General features: G+C 62.3%; 22 protein-coding genes and 1 pseudogene. 10 read left to right on the plus strand and 13 right to left on the minus strand.

Annotated features, from left to right (window positions below; all coding sequences use genetic code 11):
* Nucleotides 1-246: SH3-like domain-containing protein (locus A2J03_RS06055; protein ID WP_082897632.1), on the plus strand; the 246-nt coding region annotated here is incomplete at its 5' end.
* Between the two features lie 15 nt (nucleotides 247-261).
* Here the strand turns inward: A2J03_RS06055 and A2J03_RS06060 are convergent.
* Complete coding sequence (locus tag A2J03_RS06060) at nucleotides 262-1,443, minus strand: zinc-dependent alcohol dehydrogenase (RefSeq protein ID WP_068370793.1); 1,182 nt, start codon at nucleotides 1,441-1,443, stop codon at nucleotides 262-264.
* A gap of 151 nt (nucleotides 1,444-1,594) precedes the next feature.
* Complete coding sequence (locus A2J03_RS06065; protein WP_156520230.1) at nucleotides 1,595-2,197, minus strand: hypothetical protein; 603 nt, start codon at nucleotides 2,195-2,197, stop codon at nucleotides 1,595-1,597.
* Nucleotides 2,198-2,665: 468 nt separating this feature from the next.
* Here A2J03_RS06065 and A2J03_RS06070 point away from each other — a divergent pair, with 468 nt between their 5' ends.
* The gene (locus tag A2J03_RS06070) at nucleotides 2,666-3,382 is read left to right on the plus strand and encodes a GAF and ANTAR domain-containing protein (protein ID WP_082897633.1); all 717 of its coding nucleotides are present in this window, start codon (nucleotides 2,666-2,668) and stop codon (nucleotides 3,380-3,382) included.
* Between the two features lie 32 nt (nucleotides 3,383-3,414).
* Here A2J03_RS06070 and A2J03_RS06075 read toward each other — a convergent pair whose 3' ends face one another.
* Entirely contained in the window at nucleotides 3,415-4,230 is an 816-nt protein-coding gene (locus A2J03_RS06075; RefSeq protein ID WP_082897634.1) for a GAF and ANTAR domain-containing protein, read from the minus strand.
* A gap of 102 nt (nucleotides 4,231-4,332) precedes the next feature.
* On the opposite strand from A2J03_RS06075, the pseudogene A2J03_RS31525 reads away from it, so the two are divergent.
* Nucleotides 4,333-4,554 (plus strand): annotated as a pseudogene (locus A2J03_RS31525) (manganese catalase family protein); the annotation flags it as partial.
* Nucleotides 4,555-4,660: 106 nt separating this feature from the next.
* Here the strand turns inward: A2J03_RS31525 and A2J03_RS06085 are convergent.
* Complete coding sequence (locus A2J03_RS06085) at nucleotides 4,661-4,912, minus strand: DUF6480 family protein (protein ID WP_068370802.1); 252 nt, start codon at nucleotides 4,910-4,912, stop codon at nucleotides 4,661-4,663.
* A 132-nt stretch (nucleotides 4,913-5,044) separates the two neighbouring features.
* Here A2J03_RS06085 and A2J03_RS06090 point away from each other — a divergent pair, with 132 nt between their 5' ends.
* On the plus strand, nucleotides 5,045-6,739 hold the full coding sequence (locus A2J03_RS06090) for a SulP family inorganic anion transporter (RefSeq protein ID WP_068370866.1): 1,695 nt from the start codon (nucleotides 5,045-5,047) through the stop codon (nucleotides 6,737-6,739).
* A gap of 9 nt (nucleotides 6,740-6,748) precedes the next feature.
* Here A2J03_RS06090 and A2J03_RS06095 read toward each other — a convergent pair whose 3' ends face one another.
* Nucleotides 6,749-7,174 (minus strand): Lrp/AsnC family transcriptional regulator, encoded by a 426-nt coding sequence (locus A2J03_RS06095; RefSeq protein ID WP_068370805.1) that lies wholly within the window; start codon nucleotides 7,172-7,174, stop codon nucleotides 6,749-6,751.
* Between the two features lie 69 nt (nucleotides 7,175-7,243).
* On the opposite strand from A2J03_RS06095, the gene A2J03_RS06100 reads away from it, so the two are divergent.
* The 3 genes from A2J03_RS06100 (at nucleotide 7,244) to A2J03_RS06110 (ending at nucleotide 9,774) form a co-directional block, all read left to right on the plus strand.
* Nucleotides 7,244-7,885 carry a LysE family transporter gene (locus A2J03_RS06100; protein WP_068370808.1) on the plus strand — a complete coding sequence of 214 codons (642 nt, stop codon included), beginning with the start codon at nucleotides 7,244-7,246 and terminating at the stop codon, nucleotides 7,883-7,885.
* Between the two features lie 78 nt (nucleotides 7,886-7,963).
* On the plus strand, nucleotides 7,964-9,376 hold the full coding sequence (locus tag A2J03_RS06105; RefSeq protein WP_068370811.1) for an MFS transporter: 1,413 nt from the start codon (nucleotides 7,964-7,966) through the stop codon (nucleotides 9,374-9,376).
* A complete protein-coding gene (locus tag A2J03_RS06110) occupies nucleotides 9,373-9,774 on the plus strand; it encodes a MarR family winged helix-turn-helix transcriptional regulator (protein WP_068370813.1) in 402 nt (133 codons plus the stop codon). The genes A2J03_RS06105 and A2J03_RS06110 overlap by 4 nt, the downstream gene beginning before the upstream one ends.
* A gap of 25 nt (nucleotides 9,775-9,799) precedes the next feature.
* Here A2J03_RS06110 and A2J03_RS06115 read toward each other — a convergent pair whose 3' ends face one another.
* The gene (locus A2J03_RS06115; RefSeq protein WP_068370816.1) at nucleotides 9,800-10,186 is read right to left on the minus strand and encodes a VOC family protein; all 387 of its coding nucleotides are present in this window, start codon (nucleotides 10,184-10,186) and stop codon (nucleotides 9,800-9,802) included.
* A gap of 138 nt (nucleotides 10,187-10,324) precedes the next feature.
* The gene (locus A2J03_RS06120) at nucleotides 10,325-11,221 is read right to left on the minus strand and encodes a universal stress protein (RefSeq protein WP_082897635.1); all 897 of its coding nucleotides are present in this window, start codon (nucleotides 11,219-11,221) and stop codon (nucleotides 10,325-10,327) included.
* 229 nt (nucleotides 11,222-11,450) lie between these two features.
* Here A2J03_RS06120 and A2J03_RS06125 point away from each other — a divergent pair, with 229 nt between their 5' ends.
* Nucleotides 11,451-13,037: a bifunctional aminoglycoside phosphotransferase/ATP-binding protein gene (locus A2J03_RS06125; protein WP_068370819.1), complete on the plus strand. Its 1,587-nt coding sequence runs from the start codon at nucleotides 11,451-11,453 to the stop codon at nucleotides 13,035-13,037.
* 93 nt (nucleotides 13,038-13,130) lie between these two features.
* Here A2J03_RS06125 and A2J03_RS31945 read toward each other — a convergent pair whose 3' ends face one another.
* Genes A2J03_RS31945 through A2J03_RS06140 form a run of 3 tightly spaced genes read right to left on the minus strand, consistent with a single transcriptional unit; the run spans nucleotide 13,131 to nucleotide 15,442 of the window.
* Nucleotides 13,131-13,835, minus strand: coding sequence for a PLD nuclease N-terminal domain-containing protein (locus tag A2J03_RS31945; protein WP_082897636.1), 705 nt, complete (start codon nucleotides 13,833-13,835; stop codon nucleotides 13,131-13,133).
* A 36-nt stretch (nucleotides 13,836-13,871) separates the two neighbouring features.
* Entirely contained in the window at nucleotides 13,872-14,471 is a 600-nt protein-coding gene (locus tag A2J03_RS06135; RefSeq protein WP_068370825.1) for an Rv1733c family protein, read from the minus strand.
* A gap of 44 nt (nucleotides 14,472-14,515) precedes the next feature.
* Nucleotides 14,516-15,442 (minus strand): universal stress protein, encoded by a 927-nt coding sequence (locus A2J03_RS06140; protein WP_156520231.1) that lies wholly within the window; start codon nucleotides 15,440-15,442, stop codon nucleotides 14,516-14,518.
* Nucleotides 15,443-15,577: 135 nt separating this feature from the next.
* Between A2J03_RS06140 and A2J03_RS06145 the strand changes: the two genes are divergently transcribed.
* On the plus strand, nucleotides 15,578-16,579 hold the full coding sequence (locus tag A2J03_RS06145) for a zinc-dependent alcohol dehydrogenase family protein (RefSeq protein WP_068370831.1): 1,002 nt from the start codon (nucleotides 15,578-15,580) through the stop codon (nucleotides 16,577-16,579).
* 10 nt (nucleotides 16,580-16,589) lie between these two features.
* Here A2J03_RS06145 and A2J03_RS06150 read toward each other — a convergent pair whose 3' ends face one another.
* Nucleotides 16,590-16,817, minus strand: a complete 228-nt coding sequence (locus tag A2J03_RS06150; RefSeq protein WP_068370833.1) for a hypothetical protein — start codon at nucleotides 16,815-16,817, stop codon at nucleotides 16,590-16,592.
* A 110-nt stretch (nucleotides 16,818-16,927) separates the two neighbouring features.
* Between A2J03_RS06150 and A2J03_RS06155 the strand changes: the two genes are divergently transcribed.
* Nucleotides 16,928-17,854 carry a universal stress protein gene (locus A2J03_RS06155; protein ID WP_068370874.1) on the plus strand — a complete coding sequence of 309 codons (927 nt, stop codon included), beginning with the start codon at nucleotides 16,928-16,930 and terminating at the stop codon, nucleotides 17,852-17,854.
* 151 nt (nucleotides 17,855-18,005) lie between these two features.
* Here A2J03_RS06155 and A2J03_RS06165 read toward each other — a convergent pair whose 3' ends face one another.
* Both A2J03_RS06165 and A2J03_RS06170 read right to left on the minus strand, forming a co-directional pair.
* Nucleotides 18,006-18,899 (minus strand): universal stress protein, encoded by an 894-nt coding sequence (locus A2J03_RS06165; protein WP_068370839.1) that lies wholly within the window; start codon nucleotides 18,897-18,899, stop codon nucleotides 18,006-18,008.
* Nucleotides 18,900-19,060: 161 nt separating this feature from the next.
* Nucleotides 19,061-20,707: an HAD-IIB family hydrolase gene (locus A2J03_RS06170; protein ID WP_068370842.1), complete on the minus strand. Its 1,647-nt coding sequence runs from the start codon at nucleotides 20,705-20,707 to the stop codon at nucleotides 19,061-19,063.
* Nucleotides 20,708-20,876 lie beyond the last annotated feature (169 nt).

Below are 20,876 nucleotides of genomic sequence, written 5' to 3' on the forward strand. Positions count from 1 at the left end.
TGGAAGTCGAGTCTGGACGCTCTGTGCGACGTCCTCGATCGGGCATCGTGCAACGCTGACATTCCAGATTTCTCGCAGCGCCGGAACGAGGAGGACGACATGTCCGCGTCGACGTACGCCGACCTCCCCTATCCGGAGAACCAGCTGGTCGCGCTCGCGCACTCACTGATCGCACGCGGCGTCATCGACGAGGAAGAGTTGCGCCAACGCCTCGTTCTCGTTCGCGAACGGCTGGAGATGCAGTAGGACCGAAGTCTTTCGTCACGGCTTCAGAATCACCTTCACCGCACCGTCCTGCTTCTTCTGAAAGATCTCGTACGCATGTGGCGCTTCATCGAGCGGAAGTTCATGGGTGGCGAAGGTATCGACACCGAGAGGGTCCTCATCGGTGAGCAGGGGCATGATCTCGTCGACCCACTTCTTCACGTTGGCCTGACCCATGCGGAGCTGAATCTGCTTGTCGAACATCGTCAACATCGGAAGTGGATCGGCCATCCCTCCGTACACGCCGATCAGCGAGATGGTGCCGCCGCGGCGGACGATGTCGATCGCGGCGTAGAGCGCACCGAGCCTGTCGACCCCTGCCTTCTGCATCATCGGCTTGCCTATGAAGTCGGGCAACATCCCGGTGATCTGCTGAGCAGCTTTCGCTACAGGTGAGCCGTGGGCTTCCATGCCGACTGCGTCGATGACGGAATCGGTGCCCCGGCCGTCTGTCATGTCACGAATGACATCGCCGAGTTCGCCGGCATGCTGCCCGAGATCGACGATCTTGATCCCACGTGCCTGCGCGCGGGCCAGCCGCTCCGGTACTCGATCTACTGCGATGACGTCGTATCCGAGATACGTTGCGATGCGGGCCGCCATGTCGCCGATCGGACCGAGCCCGAGAACGGTGACGGAACCGCCTGCGGGAATCTCTGCATACGCCACTGCCTGCCAGGCAGTAGGGAGGACGTCCGAGAGATACACGAACCGCGAGTCCGCGGGGCCATCCGGCACCTTGATATGAGTGAACTGGGCTTGCGGTATGCGAAGAAGTTCGGCCTGACCACCGGGAATGCTGCCGTACAGTTCGGAGAAGCCGAACAGTGCCGCACCCATTCCCTGATCTCGAACCTGAGTGGTCTCGCATTGGGTGTACAGCGCGTTGTCACACATATAGCAACTGCCGCAAGATATTTGGAACGGAACGACAACCCTGTCACCGATGGCTAGGTTTCCGACCTCGGCACCGACCTCGCGGACGATTCCCATCGGCTCGTGTCCCAGAATGTCCCCCGGGTTCATGAATGCACCGAGCACCTCGTACAGGTGCAGATCCGATCCACAGATGTTTGTCGACGTCACCTCGATGATGGCATCGGTCGGCTTCTGGATGACCGGGTCGGGCACTGTGTCGACCCGAACGTCTCGCTTGCCGTGCCACGTTACTGCTCTCATGCGAAGTTCTCCTCGATGTGGTTACGGATGTGGGTACGTCGGAAGTCCGTTCATCGCTTCACCGAACCCGACCCATCTCGACTACCCCATTCGAGCCGACTCACACCAATGCCTGTGTATCGACGTCGTCCGGCCGTCGGTGTTCGCGCCTTCAGCGGTACGCATCGGCCAGAACGGCGCGGGCAGCGTCGGCAAGGGCGTATCCATGACGATCTGCCCGAAGCCGTAGATCCTCGTCTGCGTCCTGCAGAACTGCACCCTGCGCAACCAGGACACCGAGAGCCTGATCGACAGTCCTCCGATCGTCGAGATCGATTGTGTCGCTGTATATCTCCGAGTCGTCTGCCCACAGGTGCACGTCGAGCTTCACAACGTCCGGATCCAGTCTCAGCACGAAGACTACGTCGGCGGCCATGTCCACGAACGCTCCCGGAGCGCCCGCCAACAACAGAAGCTCCGACCCCACCGTCGCGTGCGACTCCGCGGGCAGTGGTATCCACACCGAAGCCTGCACGGACTCACTGTCACTTCGGGTCGTCGCTGCAACTGTGAACGGGTAGTCGTCGACCCACACCGTGAGAGTCACCGAGACCAACGACTCGACCGACTCCTCGGCAGCGGAAACCAATTGCTGCAGAAGGACGCCAAGATCAATGGCTGGATCGGCACACACCTCGGTCAGCGAGTCCAGGGCGAGAGCCAAATTCGAGGAAATCTCCACGAGGGCATCCGAGGCGACCCGACCGCCGGTCATTCTTCTGGACTGCACACGCTCGAACGAGAATGCGACGTGTCGACGCGAGCGACGGGTCGGGACCCGCCCCATAGATGTCGACACCTTGACCCTACGCGGACCGAGAGCACTTCGGTAGAGACCAAGTCCACGACAGCTCGACGGTGCCCGCGCCCACTTGACAGGACCGAACATCGGGTATCAAATTGAGGTGCTGAGCACACAGCCGAACCGGGATCGACGCCCTCGCCGCAAGGTCATGTCGTCGACAGATTTCTTCTTCGCCCGGGTTCTGACCGCAGCGCGGGCTATACACCGTCGCTTCGTGGCTTCCAGGGCTATCGCGCACCAATCGGGACATGCCGAAGGACAGCTGTCCACGAAACGCGCCTCAGCTCGGAAAGCGGGGACTCCTTGTCGACCGAATTCGCACACGCACCATCAGCATTCGCCCGAACCCTCGACCCGCTGACACAATTGGAGCCAGGTATGGTCCAAGGGGTCGACTCGGGCCCGGACCTCAACGGACGGACCGTTGGCGCCGATGCGCAGGCGTTGGCACAAGCTGCCCTGGATCTGCACACCCAACGCTCCAGCATTCAACTCACCTCCGAAGCTGTCACGACCGCCGCAGTGCGGTTGATCCACGGGGCCGACGGCGCGTCCGTAGCTCTACTAGCCGGCAACGGCACAGTGCGATCGAACGTATCTACCGACGCACTCGCAGCCGCCATGCAAGGTATCCAGGACGACGTCGGCGAAGGTCCTACCCGCCAATCGCTGCGCACCAGGGAAACAGTTCTGGTGTGCGACTTACGCGGCGAAACCCGTTGGACGAGATTCACTTCCGCGGCTGTCGACAATACGGAGGCCAGGTCGGTGCTCGCCCTGGCCTTGTGTGCGGGCACCGATGTACTCGGTGCACTGACCGTGCATTCCCGCGCGATCGGTGCGTTCTCGGCTCACGCGGTCGCCGGGGCCACCGCGCTGGCAGCGCACTGTGCCCTGGCTCTGATGACCTCCACCCACGAGGAACAGTTCGCCCGCGCGCTCGCATCTCGAGATGCGATCGGGCAGGCAAAGGGGATGATCATGGAGCGCTACAACATCGATGCACAGCAAGCCTTTGCGATGTTGTCGACCATCTCGCAGAACACGAATACCCCGGTCAAGGTTTTAGCCGAGCGCCTTACCTCCCGCAGATAGATCGACGACGGATAGTTCGACGACGCGCCTCGTCACGCTTTGCGGCGTGCCTGGGCGCGTCGCTGGGCGTCGTCGAAAATTGCCTGTGCAACCTCGGACAGCTTCATGTTGTCCTTCTGACTCATCACACGTAGCTTTGCGAATGCTTCGGTGCTGGAGCAGCCGCTTCGGCTGACGATAATGCCGATGGCATGGTCGATGACCTTGCGATTGGTCAGTGCCTTCTCGAGCTGGTGTGTCAGCAGCAAGGCGTTGGACAGCGTCCTGGCGTTCTGCACCGAGACGGCGGCGGGTACCGCGAACAACTCACCGAGCGCAACAGCACGCTCGTCGAATGCGTTCTTTTCGTGCGCGTAGACGTTCATCGCCCCGAGCACGCCGTCGGCCGCGATGAGCGGAAGCGACAGGACACTGTGAACACCCAACCGTCCGACACGCGGTCCGAAACGTGGCCAGTTCCCGTCGCCGCCGAGCGAGTTCGATCGGACCGTCCTGCCCTCTGCGGCTGCCGTGATACACGGCCCCTCACCAAGGGTGTACTGGATGGTGTCGACCTCCACGACGAATTCGGAGGTAGCGACGATCGTGTCGCGCCGGTCACCGTGCTGCAGGGTCAACCCGGCGCCGTCGGCACCCGGTATCGCATTGACTGCGAACTCTGCGATATGGGTGAGCATCTGCGGAAGCGTCAGGCTGTTCATTGCCAGCCCAGAGAGTGCGGTCAAGCTGTCTCGCAGGTCGTCGATCTCGTTGACTTCGGCTGAACGGACTCCGTTACCGTTCGTGCTCGGATCGATATTCTGAGCACCGTAGTGATTCGGGCTGTCTGCGAAGTCGTCGCGGGCCATGAGCGTCCTCTGATCGGTTTACGCACGCGCGCATCCGCGAGACGTGTGTTCTCAGTCCAGCCTAGCCCTGAGTATGGAGGCGCGGACGGGGAATTCTTCGCCACAGGCGGATGGGCCAATCGGCTGGCACCCGACGGCAAGCGGCAGATGGGATTCCTCGCCGACCCACAACCCTTGGGCGACAAGGCGTCTGCACCGGCACCTGACCCCAAGCTGTACTCCACCTACGACGGCGCCAAGGGCAATCCGAGGTCAGCGGCCCTCGGGACCGAGAAGGGCGTGATGGGCAAGATCAAGGACGCTCTGGACCCGGACGAAAGCTGATTCGATAGGACACGCGTCCGTTCGGACGTCGGTTCAGAAAAGAAATGCACCCAGGTGAAGTCCTGGGTGCATTTTTCTCTGTCTCCGGTGCATGTGAAGCACCCGTTCAGAAGAGGCCGAAAATGCGGCCGATCAGACCTGCCGCGATGACGACGGCCAGCAAACCCACCAGGCTGATGGCGATGATCGGCGCGGCCAGGGTGCGCTGCGGTGGTTCGTGTTGCGGGCCGCCGACGCTCGATTCTGCGGGAGGAGTGTCGCCCTGCACGACGCTGCCACCCGACTCCAGCCCTGCGGTGTTGTCCGGTTCGGGGTTTTGCGGTTCGACACTTGCGATCTCGGGCTCATGTTCGGTCATCGACTTCGGTTACCCCAGGTGACCGCACTCAACCACGATCGTGCGCGGAGTCTCTGCCTCCAACATTCCGTAGTGCGAATTGTTCCCCTGCTGTTCATGTTGCGGCCTGGTGGTCCACGATTCAATTCAAGGGTGAAGCTCATTCCACCGTCGTTGCGAGGGTATCGACGAAGTTGGCTCGGCCGTGACGTGCTCGCCGGGGGGACGCTGGCGGCGATCGCCATCCCGGAAGTGATGGGATACACCTCTATTGCCGAGACACCGATTGCGTCCGGGCTGTACACGATCATCTTCCCAACGATCGCGTTCGCGCTGTTCTGCTCGTCGCGTCTGTTGGTCGTCGGCGCGGACTCCGCTACCGCTGCGATCCTTGCCGCCGGGATCACCGGTCTCGGAGTCGCCGGACTGTCCCCGAATACCGAAGAATGGCTGGCCTGGGCCTCGCTCACTGCTCTCGCGTGCGCGCTGATGTTGTTGGTGGCTCGCATACTTCGACTCGGGTTCCTCGGCGACTTCCTCAGCACTGCCGTTCTGGTCGGGTTTCTCACCGGTGTCGGTGTGCAGGTACTGACCGAGCAAATCCCCACAATGTTGGGTCTGCCTGACGCACAAGGCCACTGGCTACGCCAACAATGGGCAACCCTGACCGATCTCGCCGACGTGAATTGGCGCGACGCGGCCTTCTCCTTCGGCACCCTCGCAGTGATCGTCGCATGTAAGCGGAGTGCCCCGTCGATTCCCGGTGCGATGGTCGCTGTGGTTCTCGCGATCGTCGCTTCGAACTACTTCGACGCCTCAGCTCATGGCGTCTCGGTAGTCGGCGCCATGACCGGCGGACTCCCTACACCAGGCTTACCGTCGTCCGTCAGCCTCGAACAAGGAATCGGCGTTCTGTCCATCGCATTTTCGTGCTTCATTCTCATCGTGTCCCAATCAGCCGCAACTTCACGCAGTTATGCCATGAAGCGCGGCGAGCGAGTGAACGTCAACCAGGACATCCTCGGGTTGTCGATGGCCAACCTGACCGCAGGGGCAACCGGAACCTTCGTCGTGAACGGCAGCCCGACCAAGACAGAGGTCCTCGCCGAACACCACGGCCGAACGCAGATCGCGAACATCACCATGGCCCTCTGCGCTCTCGGAGTTGCGCTGTTCGCCACCGGACTCCTCGAACAAATGCCGCTGTCGGTGCTCGCGACGGTTGTCTTCCTCATCGGCATCGGCCTGGTCAACGTCACCGGTCTTCGACGAATTCGAGCCTGGCGACGAAGCGAATTCTTGATCGCCGCCACAACAGCCGCTGTTGTCGTACTGGTCGGCGTCGAACAAGCGGTTATTCTCGGCATCGCATTGTCCATCGCCGAACTCGTCCGCCGTCAATATCAGCCGGCACGTTTCGTCATCGATCGGGACGACGCGGGCAATGCACGCTATGTCCAGGCGAAGCTTGGACTTCAGAGCGCACCCGGATTGCTCGTCTTCCGGTACGGTGCTGACCTGTTCTATGCCAACGCAAGTCGTTTCACAACCGAAGTGGAAGCTCTCGTTGCTGCAACTCCCGACCCGCTGCACTGGATGGTGCTCGATTGCTCGTCGATCAACGACATCGACTACTCCGCGGGCGAAGCCTTGAGCGGCCTGGTCGACTACGTCCACGCTCACAACATTCACTTCGCGCTTACAGGCCTCGACCCGGCATTGACACGAGTACTCACCGAATACGGCGTGTACGGCAAGATCCGACCCGACCGAATCTTCTCCTCTGCCGACGAGGTCTTCGCCGCATACCAGCAAGGCTCAGCAGACGGAAACCAGCCTCGCATGTGAACGGCAGGGTCAGCGGGCGCGCAGCGCAACTCGTGTCTGTGTCTGTGCAGCTCCACACTCGCTCTTGAGTCGGCGTAGCAGCAGATCCAACGCACCGGTATCAGGGACGTAGGCCCGCAACAAGTAGTCGTACGGGCCGGTCATGTGGATTGCCTCGACGACCTGACGCACGAGCTCGATCCGCGTGGTGAAGGTGTCGTAGTCGATCGCTGGATCGAGGCGGACGTCGATGAATACCTCGAGGCCGCCACGAGGACCGCCTGCGCTCTGCCCTTCGAGAAGGGTGTAGCCGAGGATCACGCCCTCGTTCTCCAGCTTTCGAACCCGCGCAGCCGTGGCGTTGGTGCTGAGTCCGACCATACGGCCGAGCTCACTGAACGAACACCGGGCATTCTCCCGTAGAAGCCCGAGAATATGCTCGTCTACGCTATCCATAGCCAGTAGATTAACTGCTGGGCCGCGATTCCGTCGGCGCCCTCGAAGTCGACTCCGCACAGTGGTCACATGGTGAATGACATATGGACCCCGGCAGCCGCAGGCGTCCTTGCCGGTCTCGGCATTGCCATGCCGATGGGCGCAATCGCGGCGCTGTTACTGCGCGAGGGGCTGGTCAACGGGTTCCGGGTGGGGGCCTCGGCGGCGGCGGGAGTAGCAACGGTCGACGTCGCCTATTGCACCGTCGCTACGCTGACCGGCGCGACATTCAGTCGCGCAATCGATGATCATCGCGGAGCCTTTCTGCTCGCGTCGGGAGTGTTGATCGTTGCCATCGGAATCAGGCAGCTGCGTCAGGGGCTGAAGCAGCGTCAGCGAGCAGCTGAGGAGATCGACCGAGTCTCTGCGGCTAGGGCATTCGCCCGTTTCGTCGGACTCACCGCGATCAACCCGATCACCCTGGTGTATTTCGTCGCGCTCTCCGGCGCTGTGACGGTCTCCGGCGGTTCGTGGGTCGGGGCGGCCGTGTTCGTCGTCGCGGTCGGCGCGTCCTCCCTCTCCTGGCAACTCCTCCTGGCGGGGGTGGGTTCACTCTTCGGCGCATCGGTGAGCCTGAGGGCGACTCGCACCGTCGGCGTCATCGCTTCGCTTCTCGTCGTCACTTTGGGTGCTGTGGTCCTGGTCAACGGCGTCGACGCACTCGGACACTGATCCTCGAGGTTGCGCGCCTGCGGACTCCAGTTACATACTTGAGCTAATAGTTGTAGAACTACAAGCATTAGGATCGCCGTGGATGAGTTGACCAAGCACCGCCGCTATCTCGTGTTGGCGATCTGTTGCTCGAGCCTGTTCCTCGTCAGCATCGACAACACGATCGTCAATGTCGCGCTTCCCTCGATCCGCGCCGATCTGAACGCATCGGTCGCCGGCCTGCAGTGGATCATCGATGCGTACACACTCGTGCTCGCCGCGTTGTTGATGCTCGGCGGTTCGAGTGCGGATCGGTTCGGCCGCAAGCGCTTCTTCATGATCGGCACCGCAACGTTCGTGCTGGGATCGCTACTGTGCAGCGTTGCACCGTCGCTGGGATGGCTTGTTGCCTTCCGGACGCTGCAAGCCGTCGGCGGTTCGATGATGAACCCCGTCGCGATGTCGATCATCACCAATACCTTCACCGATCCCAAGGAGCGAGCCGGGGCCATCGGCGTCTGGGGCGGCGTCGTCGGCATCTCCATGGCCGGCGGTCCGCTGATAGGTGGGGCACTCGTCACCTCGGCAGGATGGCAGTCGATCTTCTGGGTGAACGTCCCGATCGGGCTGGTCGCGCTGTTCATGACCTGGAAGTTCGTGCCCGAGTCGAAAGCAGCGCACGCACGCCGCTTCGACCCGGTCGGCCAAGTCCTGATGATCGTGCTGCTCGCGAGCCTGGTTTTCACGATCATCGAGGCGCCTGCAGAGGGATGGTCGTCGACGGTGATCCTCGCGTCGGCCTCTATTGCTGTTCTGTCGCTTCTCGGGTTCCTCTACGTGGAATCACGACAGAAGGAGCCGCTGGTCGAACTGGGATTCTTCCGCTCCGTTCCGTTCTCCGGAGCAACGGTAATCGCTGTGTGCGCGTTCGCGTCTCTCGGCGGCTTCCTGTTCCTCAACACGCTGTATCTGCAAGATGTGCGCGGCTTTTCGCCGTTGCATGCCGGGCTGTACACCCTACCGATGGCATTGATGACACTCGTCTTCGCTCCGATCACCGGCTCCCGCGGACCGCGGTTCTCGCTCGTGGTGGCAGGCGTCGGGTTGACCGTGTCGTCGATCATGTTGACGCAGTTGGGTCCCGACACCTCATTCATGTGGCTTGCGTTGTCGTACATCGTCTTCGGGATAGGCTTCGGCATGGTCAATGCTCCGATCACGAACACAGCCGTATCGGGAATGCCGCGCAGCCAGGCGGGAGTAGCGTCGGCGATCGCCTCGACGAGCCGACAGGTCGGGCAATCACTCGGCGTCGCGGTAGTGGGCTCGATCGTCACCGCCGGATTGGTAGGCAGCTTCGAGGACGGTTTCGTCGACGCGGCCCAACCTGCGTGGTTCGTGATGCTGGCCGCGGGTGTGACCGTGCTGGTACTCGCGGTGCTGACGACCGGCCATTGGGCACGGGGAACCGCACAGCGCGTCGCAGACCGGGCGCCGGAGTTGGTCTCGTGAGCGCAGAGGACATCTGGTCGGATATCCGGACCCTCGTGTTCGACAGAGCCGATCCGCACGGAGCTGTCGTGACTGCCACCGGCATCAGCTTCTTCAAGTGCAAAGTGTTGCGAAGACTGCAGACAGGCCCCCTGTCGGCGGGCGAACTCGCGAAACTGATCGGTTCGGATCCGCCGTACATCTCGATCATGCTGCGCGAGTTGGAATCTCAGGGCTACCTGCTGCGGACCGAGGACCCCCAGGACCGGCGTCGACGCCTCGTCGAGCTGACCGATCAGGGACGGGAGGTCGCCCAACGCGCAGACCGCGCTCTCGCGGCGCCACCGGCCTCGTTTTCGACGCTGTCCGCGGACGACCTGGCACACCTTCGGCGAATCGTTTCGACGCTGGTCGAGTGAGTCCAGTTCACGGAACCCTCTGATTTCACGGAGCCGTCTGGTTCAGAAACCAGCGGTGGCCGAACGGATCGACGAACACGGCCACCCGGCCGGCGGGCGGACTGTCCTCGGGGCCGCGCACCATTGTCGTCCCGGTCGCGGCTATTCGTGCTGCAGATGCGTCGACGTCGGCGACCATCAGATGTAGCGTCACCGCCGCCCCACGAGTCGGGTCGGGGGCGGCCACTCCAGCCGAGTCGAACTGATCGGACATCATCCAGCGCGCGTCGCCGATCGCAAGCTCGCAGTGGCCGATTCGACCGTCGTCCATCACGATCGGCTCGTAGGTGACCTCGGCGCCCAGCGCGGCGATGTACCAGTCGATCGCGGCTCGGCAGTCTGCGACGCAAAGGTAGGGAGTCAGCTGATTCACTTCGTTTCTCCTGTTCGTAGGTGCTGGCTACGACCCCTACGCTAGGGCCTCGTGGCACGTCGGGACCACGTCTCGGCCGAATACGACGGTGTCATCGTCTGGTCATGACCGGGAAGTGATTCTTCCGCACAACAAGATTCAGTGATTCACCAGCACCGGACACAGAGAGTGGTGGATCAGATTCTGACTGACCGAACCGAGCACTGAACCGAGCAATTTGGAGTGAGCGCCACTACCGACGACCACGAGACGAGCGTCTGCCGACAGCGCACAAAGATGCTTCGCAGCAGAACCCTCGACCGACCGCAGCGTGGTGTCCACGTCTGGAAACTTCTCGTGTAGCGGACCCACGAGTTCGCGAAGTGTCCGAATCCGTTCCGCACGAATCCGTTCCCAGTCGACGACGGCGCCACTGTAACCGAGTCCCACTTCTCCGACTATCTGCCACACGTTCACGGCAATGAGCGGTGCGTCGAACGCGCGAGCGTATTCGAACGCCGTCAACACTGCCTGCCTGGACTCCTCGGACTCGTCCACTCCAACCACGACCGGCCGCCGACCCTCGCTCCGGGACTCGTGCGGGTGCTTGCTCCGCCACACCAACACCGGTGACTTCGCGGCATTGCAGATCTTGATCGTATTGCCGCCGAGTACGAGATCGCTGATCGCATTGTGTTTGCTGCTGCCGAGTACCACCAAGGACGCGGTCTTCGACGCCGATGCCATGAAGGTAGCGATGGGTTTGCGAGTGATGACGGTGTCCACACTCACGGTTGGGGCATGCCGGCGTACGAGGGTTTCGGCAGCATTCAGCGCTTCGCGACCGATCGTGTTCAGCTGCCCGAGAAGGATATCTTCGCTCGCCACTGCTGCGGCGACGATGTACCACTCGACGTCCGGCAAACCGTGCACCAGAACGATGGGAATGTCAGTCATGGCAGCGTAGTCCGCAGCCCACGCGCACGCCTGCAGGGCATCGTCGGATCCATCGATCCCTACGTAGATCGCCATCTGCCGATCGTCCAGGTCGTTCATAGGTCGTTCCTTCCGTGGTCGAGGTGCTGAATCCGGCGCAGACCGCTCCGATCCACGGGTCGTTTCTCCGACGCTTCGCTTCACACCCAGTCTTCATCGAACTCTCCGTGCGCCGTCCACACGCCTGACTTACGTCCCCGATACAGGTGACCTAGGTCAGCTGTGCCCTCGGCTGGACCGTCGTAGCGTGTGCCAGCAACAGTCGGCGACCCCGTACGGAGGCTTTTCCATGACCGAACTCGACCAGCCAACTCCAGAGGGGACCGACTCCCACTACAAGGCAACAGGTTCGGCTGTCGTCCGCGAAACACATTCGGCATATGTGTTCCTACTCGACACAGTTGCGTACAAGAAGAAGAAGTCGGTTCGAACCGACTTTCTGGACTTCAGCTCCGTGGATTCTCGATGGTCGGCTCTCGATCGCGAGTACACCTTGAACTGTCGATTCGCGCCGGAGGTCTACATGGGTATCGCCGAACTGACCGATCCCGCCGGTGGCCCCGCTGAACCTCTTCTGAAGATGCGCAGACTCCCGGACAGCGCAAAATTGTCGACCCTTGCGGCCGCTGGGACCGACCTGACCGACTATCTGTCCGACATTGCACGCATCGTCGCCTCCGTCCATTTGCATAGCCCCCGCAACGAGACGATCAGTCATGAAGGCACCCGCGAAGCTCTTCGCGGTCGCTGGCATGCGAACCTGCACGAACTCCGGGCATTGTCCCCCGGCATCATCGATGACACTGTTCTCGACGCCATCGAGGTGCGAAGCGCGCGGTACATCGACGGCCGCGGCGCTCTCTTCGACGCTCGAATCGCTACTGGGCATGTGGTGGACGGCCACGGAGACCTTCTCGCCGACGACATATTCTGTATGCCCGACGGCCCTCGAATACTCGACTGCCTCGACTTCGACGATTCCCTGCGCTACCTGGACGGAATCGATGACGCTGCATGTCTTGCAATGGATCTCGAATACCATCATCGACCGGACGCAGCACACGCCTTCCTCGACGCCTACCTCGAGGCCGCGTGCGATGCTCCACCTGCGTCACTCGTGGATCACTACATCGCGTACCGAGCGACGATGCGAGCCAAAGTCGCATGCATCCGTGCACTGCAGGGTTGCTCCGAGTCGAAAGCCGACGCATCGGACCACGCCCAGCTGGCCCTGAAGCATCTGGAGGCGGCGACGGTGACGTTGACCTTGATCGGCGGGCTTCCGGGCACTGGAAAATCGACTCTCGCGACAGCACTGGCGGACAAAGTTGCCGCAGTTGTCCTTTCCAGTGACGTCGTCCGAAAGGAACTCGCCGGGTTCGAGCCGTCCGATCCACATCCCGCGGCAGTGGGACATGGTTTGTACACACCCAGCATGACCGACCATGCCTACGCCGAATTGCTGCAACGGGCACGGACCGAACTGGCAGCGGGCCGTTCGGTGATCGTCGACGCTTCGTGGTCCGACCCCAGCATGCGAGAGCGCGCGCGACTGGTTGCGGCGATGAGCTGCGCCGAACTTGTCGAACTGGAATGTTCAGCACCGGCAGCGACCTCTCTGCACCGGATCGAAACTCGGAAATCCCATGTGTCCGACGCAACCCGCGAGGTCTACGACGCAATGGCGCGGACCAGGAAAGCATGGCCCACCGCTGCCGGTATCGATTGCTCCCACACCGTCACGGAATCGGTGGAGGCTGCATACGCACAGTGGAGATCAGTGGTTCGTGGCCCACTGTCGTTGGAGGAGGGCGCGTCGGAGGAGGGCGCACAGCCTCGCACAACACCGTCCACCATGGAATCCGCTGTCCACTGAACGAGTGCATGTCGACAACATGAAAGCGTCGCCGCCCATGATCAGCCGGGCGGCGACGCAGTCGAAAGTTCGTGCTCTGTGCTCGCGATCTTCTCAGTCGACGATCGCATTCGATGTCCGACGGCCGTCCTCACCCAACAAGGCCGACACCTCACTCGATTGCACCTCATGTCGGCACCCATCTGCATCCAATTCGACGTAGAAGGGATCGTAGCCTCGCGGATCTGCACCCCGGTCGCCCGTACTCCGACGCTCGAACACGCGCGCTTGCGGCCACCGCGCGACCACTGCCGACCGCAGAGCGATTCCCTCGGGCGCAGTTCCTCCGACTGGGCCGTACTCCCCGATCACCGCAGCCTGCACCGTCCCGCGCACCGATGCCGTCGTCACCGGAAACACGACCGGTGACTCGCTGTCGGGAACATCGATCGTGATCGTCTCCGACTGAATCTGCACCCGAGAATCAGGGGCTTCGCCACCGATCACCCCACCACCGGTCCCGTGTGCCGATTCCTCGACATCGGTTGCATTGTCTTCATCATTTTCTTGGTCATCGATCGACGGCGGCAGCGGAGTACGCCGTCGGCCGAACACGAAGTATGCAAGCGGTCCGACGAAGTTGACGCAGATCACCAGTGCCCAGATTCGCTTGCTTCCCAGTATTTGATCGCGTCCACGTCGTGCGAGGTCGGCCCATGCCGCGGCGGCAAGCGCGAATTGGATCGCTGCCAGCACGAGGACCACGCTGCGATCGCGTCGACACATCTCGTTCCAGCTACCTGGGTTTCGTTGGAACATTCAACACTCCTTTTCCTCGACCTCTCCAGTGCAGCATTACCATTCGATATTTCGACCGTGTTGCTCGTCGAAAGTGGACCAATCGGTTTCCCACTGGCGCATTCGCTGACGGTTACCCAATCTCCACATCGCAACGACGCCCGCCCACGCAATCACCGATCCGGTGAACCACACGGCCAGCGCGACAACCACTCCGATACCCGCAGCCTCCACGCCGGTCGTCGGCGCCGGAAGCTGCTCGCCTCGAGAGTCGATCCAGATCAGCACAGTGTCACCGACCACGGCATCGGAATCGACTTGGACGCTCCCCGAGCGTTCGCCACCATCCGGCGCTGTCCACGTCGCAGGAGCCGACGCACGCACGGGCACGGCTGGTTCCTGCATCGAATCCCGCTGTAGCGGTAGGCCGGTCACAGTTGCCAGGGTTTGTGTCGCGGTCGCCCGTTCTTGCGCAGCACGCGTGTTCACATCGGAATACGTCACGGAGCCGAAGGTCGCTGCCATCGGAACAAGAAGCAGCGAAAAGACCACCGCGAGGACAGCGACAGCGCTGTCGCGACGGTCACTTCGCCGGACCAGTGGATGCTTACTCCACGGCGCGCGAGCCAACCAGAATTGCATGATCGCTCCGCTCATCGTCGCCACCCTCCTTCGTCTCCACACCGGCGCATATCAGCTGCTCAGATTCGTGGCGCGCGGCAAATCATGACCGGAACCTTCGCGTGGTAAAGAAGGTTCCGGCTGGTCGAACCAGCCAGTGCACCGAGAAGCCCGCTGTGGCCCCTACTGCCGACGACGATGAGCTGCGCGGCATCGGAGACGTGCATCAACGTTCCGGCTGGGTTGGCATCGCGCAGTATCCGTTGTACGGCCACCTCGGGATATTGTTCGCTCTTTCCAGCCAGACCTTCGGCCAGCACGGCTGCTTCTGCGGCCTTCACCGCGTCCCAGTCGAGCATCAACGGAATCTTGAATACTCCCGCCGTCAACACGCCGCTCCACGTGTGCACCGCAATGACAGGAGCTCCGAAGGCCGCTGCGAAGCCGAATGCCTCGTCGACAGCCTGGGTGCTCAGCTCGCTGCCGTCGACCCCGACGACGACCGGACCACGCCCTGGTTCGTCGCCCACCGCACCTCTCCACACGACGACAGGGCAACCCGCTTGGTCGACCACGTATTGGGTCGTGGATCCGACCAGGGCACCACCCACCGAACCCAGCCCTGATTGCCCCACGACCAGTAGCCGAGCGTGATCCGACGCGTTCAGCAGAGCACGGGCCACGAAGTCGCCCGATATCTCGGTGCTGACCTCGATATCGGGGCACCAGGCCAACGCAACCTTCTCCGCCTCGTTGGCGATCGCACCCGATGCGGCCAGCATCCGTCCGTCCCAGTCGCCGGCGCTCGACAAGTCGAATTCGCGGTATGCGGAGAGCGTGAATTCCATCGCGCACAGGATGTGCAGAGGCAAGTTCAGCCGTGAGGCCACCGAAGCGGCCCACTGAGTTGCACCGAGCGAATTCGCCGAACCGTCCACGCCCACTACGATCCTTCGATGATTGGCCAGCACCGTCATCGTCGTCCTCCCGTTCACGGTGGTGACCACTCGACAATGCTCACCGTGACTTCAGTGTCGCCCCCTCGCGAGTCGCACTACCAGAGGAGAAGTACTCGCAGCGCACCGGATTCGCGGTGACCTTCGACCCTGGTACCGGCGCCGAAACTCCCCGAGGCTGCACAGATGAAAGCCTGGCGTGTGACGCAGCCCTGTTCGGTGGATGACAGCCCGCTCATGCTGTCCGACGAACCCACTCCCCGACCCGACACCGGGGAACTGCTCCTTGCCGTCGACGCGTGCGCCGTGTGCCGTACCGACCTGCACGTGATCGAGGGCGACCTGCCGGTTCACCACCCCAATGTCGTGCCGGGACACGAGATAGTGGGCACCGTCGTTGCTGTCGGACCCGGAACCCTCACGCGTCACCGTGTGGGTGACGTAGTGGGCGCCGCGTGGCTGCGATCGACCTGCGGATCGTGCATCTACTGTTCGAGCGGACGTGAGAACCTATGTCGTGCTTCGTTGTACACCGGGTGGGACCGAGATGGGGGCTTTGCCGACTTCACCCTGGTTCCCGCCGACTACGCCCTGACACTGCCGCGCGGGTACAGCACGGTCGAACTGGCACCGTTGTTGTGCGCGGGCATCATCGGCTATCGCGCTCTCGCGGCCGCCGACGTCCCGCGTGGTGGCAGCCTCGGGTTGTACGGGTTCGGAGCGAGTGCACATATCGTTGCGCAGCTCGCCATGTCGGACGGTGCCCGCGTGCACGTCATGACCCGCGACCCCGCCGCACAGACCCTGGCAGAATCGTTGGGGGCGGCCTCCGTGCAGGGAGCATACGACGCACCACCCGAGCGCCTCGATTCGGCGATCGTGTTCGCGCCCGTCGGAACGCTGGTGCCTTGTGCGCTCGAAGCGCTCGAATCCGGCGGAACCGCAGTCTTGGCCGGAATTCACATGTCCGACATTCCTGCTCTGAACTACCAACAGCATCTCTTTCACGAGAAGCGACTACGTAGCGTCGAGTCGAACACCCGTGACGACGCCCGCGAATTCCTCGCGCGGTGCGAAAGAGACAGAATCCAGATCGCGACCACGTCGTACGCGTTCGACCAGATTCCCACCGCGCTTCGCGATCTTCGACACGGGCGGTTCGCCGGGGCAGCAGTTGTGACGATGTGAATCAACGCATCTAGGAGGAACCTGTTCGGCCGTGTCGTGCTGCCCGGAAGGTGACGACGGCGAGAACGAACATCGCAAGTGCGGACGCGCCTACAACTACACCCCACCCGGTCATTCCCGATGCGAAGACAGTGAGACAGATCCCGACGGCCGCGATGCCCGCCACGATCAGTATCTCGGTGAGCACGTTCTCGAGCTCGGTGATCGTGGATCTATGGGATGTGATGTTTCCATTCATGTCGATCCTCCTGTTGTCGAACGATGACTTCGACTGTGCACCGCGCCGTCGTGGTCGGTCAGTGCCAAAAGTCCCTATTCTCGGTCAGCACGGCACCGCACGATGGAGCCATGATCGATCCTGTTTCCGACCTCGAGTCCACGACTGTCGTCGGCGTAGACGGCTCGGCTTCCGCTCACAACGCAGTCAGGTGGGCAGCCACCGACGCTGCCGCCCGAAAGACGCCCATGCTGCTCGTCTATGCGGGTGTCGGGAAGAGTGGCACATCACTTTCTGCCGCAGTCAATCTTCGCGCCGGCACGACGACGAACGCACGCGCACACGCGCGAGAGGCTCTCGCGACCGCACGGGCCATCGCACGCTCCGCTGTGGATGACGACCTCGACGTCCGGATTGTCCTCGAGAGCGCACCCCCGGCCGAAACTCTCATCCGCTACTCCGAATCTGCGCGAATGCTCGTCCTGGGCTCGCGTCGACAGAGCGCGGTGGCTCGTGCAGTGCTCGGTTCGGTCAGCAGCGTCGTCGCCGCTCACGCCCGGTGCCCAATTGCAGTGATTCCGGAGAACTACGCGGTCCGATCACCCGGTCCTGGGGCAGGTCCGGTCGTCGTGGGCCTCGACCATTCATCGAACGACGATGCAGTGCTCGGAACGGCTTTCGATCAAGCATCACACCTGGGCGCATCTCTGCGCGCAGTGCATGCTTGCGAAAAAACGGACCCTGCAGCACTTTTCAGTGAATATGTCGAGTACGGTCCCCGCCTGGACCCCACAAGCGGACCGAAACGATGGATCGACCGACTCCTCGCGACGTGGGGAGAGAAGTACGCCTCAGTCGACTTCACGACACACATCGCGACAGAGCGCCCGTCCCAAGCCTTGTTGAACAACGCACGTGATGCCCAACTGGTCGTTGTCGGCGCCCGCAGCCGCGGAGCCATCCCACCACTGCGCATCGGATCGACCAGCCGCGCCGTGCTGCATCACGTCGACATACCCGTCATCGTGGTACCAGCCGTCATGGGTCGCGAATCATGATCAAAGATGTGGCGACCCGGATCGCGGAAACCCCGGTTGGGGTGATCGTGACAGCTGTCAGTGCAAGTGTCGTGGTCACAAGCCTCCTCGTGGGCAAGACCCTCGTGGACGAGTTCGCCGACCGCATCACGCGACGCCGCCGCGCGCGTGATCAACGAACGATCAACACCGCAGATTCAGCGTGATGCAGGAGATTCTGGCTCACCGACCCCAGCGCCGCACCGCGCAGGGTGCCACGGCCACGAGACCCGACCGCAACGATCAGGGCCTTGGACGACAGCGCCTGCAACCCTCGCGCTGGTGACGAACTCGCGCTCACGGTCGACAGCTTCACGTCCGGGAACTTGTCGCGCATCGCGGAGACGTGTGTGTCCAACCAGAGCTTTTCTTCGGTACGAACCTTGTCCCAGTCGATGTAACCGGCCGCGAATCCGATGCCGGCGAAACCGACGCCGGTCTGCGCGGCGAGCCCCCAGTAGTTTGCCCCGACAAGCGGCGCACCGAGCGTGTGCGCCATGTCGAGTGCGGTGGAAAATGCCCGATCTGACTCGCTGCTGCCGTCCACCCCGACCACGATGGGTCGCAGGTCGCTGCCCGACCCGGCAGCCGATCGCCAGACCAGCACTGGGCTCTGCACGTGGTTGACAACACGAATGGTGTTGCTGCCGAGAAGTAGGTCTCGAGCTGCATTCGTCCGCGGAGTACCGAGTACCACCAGTTTCGAGGGAATCGCCGCGAGGACTTCAGGCAAGGTTCCATCTGCGCTGACTTCCTCGACGACAACGCCGGGCGCGGCAGCCGTTGCCTCCGCTGACGCGCGTGCGAGATACTCGTGGCCGGCTCGTCGAAGATCGTCTTCCAGAGCCCCGCCATCGACGAATGCTGCCGAACCGTACCAATCTCCATCCGGGACAACGTGAACCAACCGGAGAGGAGCATCGATCAGTCGGGCATATGTTGCCGCCCAACACGCGGCTGCCCGCGATCCGTCGGAACTGTCGATGCCTACGACAACCGGTAGTACCCGTTCACCTGTATCGTTCATAGCTCTCTCTCAATGCGCATCGTGACGGCTCCGACCTCGCGACGCAGGGCGTCACCGAGTTCGATGTGATTGCTTTGAAAGGCTATGCCGGTCACCGCGCGTGAAGGAGGGCCATCCGTCTGCAATACAAGGACCAACGTCCCGCAATCGACGCTGCAGCCTCAGAGGTAGCGCTCTTCGACGGCGGTGAGGACATGGCGTCGTATTCGTTCGAGATCGGCTGCTCGGTGGGCCTGCAGTTGGTCCTCCCATTCGGCAACCTGCGATGCCAACTCGCGATCACCGATCGTGCCTTCGAGCCACCGCGAAAAATCTCGTCGCTCCAGGTGATACTCCAACACTTCGGAGTTCAGTCGGCTCAGGTGCATTCGGAATTGCGCGATGTTCTCGGCGACTGCGGGGCCGTCGCCGGTGTTCCGGAAGTAGAAGCAGCGGTCCCCTGGCAAGGAGGTGTCCTCGTACTTTCGGCGATGTCGCACATGGGTGGTGTGTCGACTGGCGACGAAGAACGATGTCGGTGCGGCCCAACCGAATTGTATGCTGGCTCGCCACGACGCCTTCGGCACCCGTTCGACGGGACGGGCTTGTGCCACACAGTTGATCAGAATGTCCGACTTCTCGACGTCGGCCGAGGGCATGAGTCCCGGACGCCACGACGACAGAAGATACCCTCCGCGTCTCATCCATGGCTCTTCGTCGTCTTCGCGGAGAAGGTGCGCTTCGTCGACCACGACCCAGTGCGGAAATCCTTTCTCCTCACGTTGCACCTCGGCGGCCACCCGCAGCCGTTGCATATACGACGGCTTCTGATCCTCCGGTAGCGCCGACAGATCGACGACAGCACTGGACCAAGGAGAAAGGAGGGTCTCGACCAGATCTCGGGGCTCGGGCAAGGCGCTGCGGGAGTCGACGACACGCACCTGATGCAGTTGATGCAAGGGCGCGTGATCACCCTCGGGGTCGATCACAAGTACACAGTATCCCGCCTCGATCCACCGTTCTGCCATGAGCCCGACGAGATAACTCTTCCCGCAACCACTCTCACCGGAAACGACTATTCGCGCTTGACTCCCAGGCACTTTCGTCGGAGTATCGTCGTCGTAGAAGCCGATCTCGATCCAACGACGAGGCGGACACCACCGTTCCGATCCGGTCATGAACGGACCGGCCACCAGACTTGCGATCCCGACCCCGTTCGCCACGCCCAGCACCATGTCTGCGTGGCGACGTACGGAGGGAACCGCGTTGGCGACCGCGATACCGACTTCGGCCACGTCGAACATCGCCATGTCGTTTTCAGCATCCCCGATTGCAATCGTGTTGTGCGAGGACAGGTTCATTTCCGACAGCACTGCGGCGAGACCTGTTCCTTTGGTGACCCCTGCGGGAAGCACCATCAGTTGCCCGCGATTGTGAATCATCTGCGTGTCCAATCCGCGACTGCCGATGATATCGAGAACGTCGCCGGCATGGACTGCGTCGGTTGCCAGCAACACTTCCCCACGCCGATTGGGGATGTGCTTCGCGTCGAGCGCGAGCGCAACTTCCCGGTCCACGGGTGGTGCCAACAATCTGGTTCGCCCACCCACCACTGTTACGGCCCCGTTCTCGAAGACCATTGCGTCGAAGGCCTTCTCGATGTCCGGAAAACCCGCGAGTAGTTCGACTCGAATTCGGCCGGTCACCAAGATTCGAACGACGCCGTCCTGACGAAGTCGATCGAGCGCGTGCAACACTGTCACCGACATTGCGCCACCGTCTGTCACGGTGCCGTCGAAGTCGGTGGCGCCCACCCGGATGAAGCCCATTCGTTACTGCCCTTCACATCGATGACGGACTGCCCGGTCGGGCCATCCCGACAGCGGAGAATGTGCACATTCTCCGCCGCCCGATGGGGTGCCCGCAGGGTCGGTGGACCTTGATCGTGGAGAACTTTCGCCCTTCTCTCTGCCTGTTGTCTGCGAGGACGGCGCGCCC

This window comes from Rhodococcus sp. EPR-157 (genome assembly GCF_001647195.1).
GTDB lineage: Bacteria > Actinomycetota > Actinomycetes > Mycobacteriales > Mycobacteriaceae > Rhodococcoides.